This is a genomic window from Paracoccus sp. PAMC 22219, from assembly GCF_000787695.1.
Lineage (GTDB): Bacteria > Pseudomonadota > Alphaproteobacteria > Rhodobacterales > Rhodobacteraceae > Paracoccus.
Window position 1 is genome coordinate 1 of sequence record NZ_BBPH01000155.1, and the last position, 4,737, is coordinate 4,737.

Sequence of the window (4,737 nt, forward strand, 5' to 3'; positions counted from 1 at the left end):
CGCCACCCAGGACGCGGCCCAGGCCGCCGCCGACACCGCCGATGCCGCATCGGTCGCAGCCCAGATCGAGGCGCAGCTGACGCCCGAAGGGTTCGACCGGGCCCAGGTCGACAGCATCATCGACGGCGCGTCCATTTCCGACGCGCAAAAGCAGACGCTCAAGCAGCTGGTGTCTCAGGCCGAGGGCAACCCCGCCCTGCTGGCCGCCGCGCTGGAGCAGGTCAAGGCGGTCATGCGCTGATGACCGTCCTGCCGATCCGGGACATGGAGCCGTTCCTGGCGGGACGGCCCGCCGTTCTGGCCCGCGGCCCGCTGGCCGTGATCCTGGTCGAGGACGACACCGCGGTGGCGGCCACCCTGCGCCACCACCTGGACCGGGGGTTCCGCCACATCCTGCTGATGTCGGACCTGCCGCAGGACCTGCCCGACGCGATGGCCGAACAGGTCACCCAGCTGCGGTACGACCCGCGCCGGCCTGCGGCGCATGTTGACGCGGTGAACGCGGTGATCCGCGCGGTGCCTGCGGGCACGTGGCTGTACTACGCTTCAACGCCGAATTCCTGTTCTATCCGTTCTGCGAGACCCGCAGCGTCGGAGAGATGCTGGCCTTTCACACCGAGGAACGGCGCGGCGCGATGCTGTCCTATGTGATCGACCTCTATGCGGGCGATCTGCAGGCCTGCCCCGACGCGGTCGATCTGGACGGCGCGCTGTTCGACCGGACCGGATATTACGCGCTTGGCCGGCGCGGCGCGGACGGCAGATCCGCGAACGCCAGCTGGATTTCCACGGCGGCCTGCGCTGGCGGTACGAGGAGTTCCTGCCCGCCGACCGCCGCCGCATCGACCGCATCGCGCTGTTCCGCGCGGCCCCCGGCCTGACCGTGACCGCCGACCACCGCTTCTCGGTCGAGGAATACAACACCTACTCCTGTCCCTGGCACCACAACCTGACGGCGGCGGTCGCGTCCTTTCGCGTCGCCAAGGCGCTGGTGCGCAATCCCGGATCGCGCGACCACGTGCATGACATGACCTGGCGCCATTCGCAGCGCTTCGACTGGACCGGCCAGCAGCTGATGGATCTGGGCCTGATGGAGCCGGGACAGTGGTTCTAGCCGCCTGCGGCTGGCCCTTGCGCGGGTCTTGCCCCGGATGATAGACCCTGCGGCAACCAGAAAACCGACCGGCCCGCGGGGGCCGCACAGATGAAGGCACGACCCGGATGGCATTGACCCAGACCAGCTTCGACCGCGACGACCTGCTTGCCTGCGCGCGCGGAGAACTGTTCGGCCCCGGAAACGCCCAGCTGCCCGAGCCGCCGATGCTGATGATGGACCGCATCACCGAGGTGTCCGAGGACGCGGGCGAACATGGCAAGGGCCATATCGTCGCCGAATTCGACATCACCCCGGACCTGTGGTTCTTCGACTGTCATTTCCCCGGCAACCCGATCATGCCGGGCTGCCTTGGCCTGGACGGGCTGTGGCAGCTGACCGGGTTCAACCTGGGTTGGCGCGGCTGGCAGGGTCGCGGCTATGCCTTGGGCGTCGGAGAGGTCAAGCTGACCGGCATGGTCCGCCCCGACCGCAAGCTGTTGCGCTATACCGTCGATTTCACCAAGGCCATCCAGACCCGCCGCCTGACCATGGGCGTCGCCGACGGCCGGGTCGAGGCCGACGGAGAGCTGATCTATCAGGTCAAGGACATGAAAGTGGCCCTGTCGGCCAGCTGACCCCACCATTTCAAGGAGGCCCCCATGCGTCGTGTCGTCATCACCGGGCTTGGCATCGTATCCCCCATCGGCAACAACGCCGATGAAGTCACCGAAAGCCTGCGCGCGGGCAAGTCGGGCATCGTCGCGGCCCCCGAATACGCCGAACACGGCTTTCGCAGCCAGGTCCACGGCATGCCGCAGATCGTGCTGGAGGACCATATCGACAAGCGCAACCTGCGCTTCATGGGTCCGGGCGCGGCATACAACTTCCTGGCCATGGAACAGGCCATCGCCGACAGCGGGCTTGAGGAAAACGACGTGTCGAACCCGCGGACCGGCCTGATCATGGGTTCGGGCGGTCCGTCCACGTCGAACTTCTTCCAGGCGCACCAGACGGTGATCGAAAAGGGCAGCCCCAAGCGCATGGGCCCGTTCATGGTCACCCGCTGCATGTCGTCCACCAATTCGGCATGCCTGGCGACGCCCTTCAAGATCAAGGGCGTGAACTATTCCATCACCTCGGCCTGCGCGACATCCGCGCATTGCATCGGCAACGGGGTCGAGCAGATCCAGATGGGCAAGCAGGACATCGTCTTTGCCGGCGGCGGCGAGGAACTGGACTGGACGCTGTCGTGCCTGTTCGACGCGATGGGTGCGATGTCGTCGAAATACAACGACACGCCCGCGACCGCATCGCGCCCCTATGACGCGACCCGCGACGGGTTCGTGATTGCGGGCGGCGGCGGCGTCGTGGTGCTGGAGGAGCTGTCGCACGCGCTGGCGCGCGGCGCCAAGATCTATGCCGAGGTCACCGGTTACGGTGCCACCAGCGACGGTTACGACATGGTCGCCCCGTCCGGCGAGGGCGGCGAGCGCGCAATGCGCGTGGCGATGGCCACCCTGCCCGAGGGTCGCAAGGTCAGCTATATCAACGCGCATGGCACCTCGACCCCGGTCGGCGATCTGGGAGAGATCAAGGCCATCCGCCGCATCTGGGGCGAGGGTTCGACCCCGCCCGTCAGCTCGACCAAGTCGCTGACCGGGCATTCGCTTGGCGCAACCGGCGTGCACGAGGCGATCTACAGCCTGTTGATGTTGCAGAATGACTTCATCGCCGCATCCGCGAACGTGACGACGCTGGACCCCGAGATTCAACCGGGCGAGATTGCAACCAGCCGCGTGGACAACGCGGGGTTGGATTCGGTCCTGTCGAACAGCTTCGGCTTTGGCGGCACGAATGCCACCCTGCTGATGTCGCGCTATCAGGACTGACGCAAAGGACCAACGCATGGGCGATCTTCTGAAGGGCAAACGCGGGCTTGTGATGGGGGTCGCCAACGAGCGGTCCATTGCTTGGGGCATCGCGCGCGCGCTGGCCGACCAGGGGGCAGAGCTGGCGTTCAGCTATCAGGGCGAGGCGTTCGGCAAGCGGGTCGAACCGCTGGCCGCCTCTGTCGGGTCGGACCTGCTGGTCGATGTGGACGTAACGGACGACGCGTCGCTGGATGCGGCCTTTGCGACGCTGGCCGATCGGTGGGGGTCGTTGGACTTCCTGATCCACGCGGTGGCGTTCTCCAATAAGGACGAACTGACCGGCCGGTTCATGAACACCAGCCGCGCCAATTTCAAGCACAGCCTGGATATCAGCTGCTATTCCCTGATCGAACTGGCGCGGCGTGCCCATCCGCTGATGGCGGATGGCGGGTCGATCATCACCCTGACCTATGGCGGATCGAACCGTGTGACGCCCTTCTACAACGTGATGGGCGTGGCCAAGGCGGCGCTGGAAAGCAGCGTCCGCTATCTGGCCAACGACCTTGGCCCGGACGGCATCCGCGTGAACGCGATCAGCCCCGGCCCGATGAAGACGCTGGCCGGCGCGGCCATCGGCGGGGCCCGCAAGACCTTCCGCCATACCGAGGCGAATTCGCCCCTGCGCGCCAACGCGACGCTGGAGGCCATCGGCGGCACCGCCGTCTGGCTGCTGTCCGACTGGGGCGCCTGCACCACCGGAGAGATCGTGATGGTCGATGGCGGCTATCACGTGCTGGGCATGCCGCAGAGCGAGAACCTCTAGCGGCGATCACCACGAAAGGGCGGCGGCATGGCGGTTTTCACGGCGGGTGACGGGGCGCGCATCGCCTTTTCCGATGCGGGGGCCGGCCTCCCGGTCCTGTGCCTGGCCGGGCTGACGCGCAGCATGTCCGATTTCGACTATGTCGCGCCGCACCTGTCCGGGGTGCGGATGATCCGCATGGATTACCGCGGGCGCGGCGCGTCGGAATGGACCGGGGCCGCGACCTATACCGTTCCGCGCGAGGCGCGCGATGCCATCGAACTGCTGGACCATCTGGGGATCGACCGGGCCGCGGTGCTGGGCACGTCGCGCGGCGGGCTGATCGGCATGGTGCTGGCCGCGACCGCGCATGACCGCCTGTCGGGCCTGTGCCTGAACGATGTCGGCCCCGAGATCGAGCGTGCCGGACTGGAGCGCATCTTCGACTATGTCGGGCGCAATCCGACGGTCGCGACCCATGCCGAACTGGCCGCGCGGATGCCCGGCCTGATGCCCGGATTTGCCGACGTGCCCGAGGGCCGATGGCTTGAGGACGTCCGCCGCCATTACCATGAGACGCCGGACGGGTTGCGCATCACCTATGACCCGGCCCTGCGCGAGGCGTTTCTGGACGCGTTCCAAGGCGATCCCGTCGATCTGTGGCCGCTGTGGCAGGCGACGGCCGGACTGCCCGTGGCGCTGATCCGCGGAGCGAACTCCGACCTGCTGTCGCCGGCGGTGGCCGCGCGCATGCAGGCGATGCGCCCCGACCTGATCACGGCCCAGGTGCCGGGCCGTGCCCATATCCCCTGGCTGGACGAGGCCCCTGCCCTGGACGTGATCGGTCGCTGGCTGGCGGCCTGCGCGGCCTAGCCTCCGATCGCGCGCAGCGCCCAGAACAGGACGCCCGACCAGGGCCGCGGCGGCCGGGCACCGTCACCACCCAGGCCGCACCGATGGTCAGCACA

4 protein-coding genes and 2 pseudogenes are annotated in these 4,737 nt (G+C 67.7%); all 6 read left to right on the top strand.

Annotated elements, in window-relative coordinates; genetic code table 11:
• Positions 1-241 (top strand): annotated as a pseudogene (locus TY51_RS22835) (hypothetical protein); the annotation flags it as partial.
• Positions 241-1,114, top strand: a pseudogene (locus TY51_RS15950) (glycosyltransferase family 2 protein). The pseudogenes TY51_RS22835 and TY51_RS15950, both read left to right, overlap by 1 nt.
• A 107-nt stretch (positions 1,115-1,221) precedes the next feature.
• Positions 1,222-1,731 (top strand): bifunctional 3-hydroxydecanoyl-ACP dehydratase/trans-2-decenoyl-ACP isomerase, encoded by a 510-nt coding sequence (gene fabA, locus TY51_RS15955; RefSeq protein ID WP_042251280.1) that lies wholly within the window; start codon positions 1,222-1,224, stop codon positions 1,729-1,731.
• A gap of 24 nt (positions 1,732-1,755) precedes the next feature.
• The gene (gene fabB, locus TY51_RS15960; RefSeq protein ID WP_042251282.1) at positions 1,756-2,985 is read left to right on the top strand and encodes a beta-ketoacyl-ACP synthase I; all 1,230 of its coding nucleotides are present in this window, start codon (positions 1,756-1,758) and stop codon (positions 2,983-2,985) included.
• A gap of 16 nt (positions 2,986-3,001) precedes the next feature.
• Complete coding sequence (locus TY51_RS15965; RefSeq protein WP_042251284.1) at positions 3,002-3,790, top strand: enoyl-ACP reductase; 789 nt, start codon at positions 3,002-3,004, stop codon at positions 3,788-3,790.
• A gap of 27 nt (positions 3,791-3,817) precedes the next feature.
• Complete coding sequence (locus TY51_RS15970) at positions 3,818-4,642, top strand: alpha/beta fold hydrolase (RefSeq protein WP_042251286.1); 825 nt, start codon at positions 3,818-3,820, stop codon at positions 4,640-4,642.
• Positions 4,643-4,737: the final 95 nt, after the last annotated feature.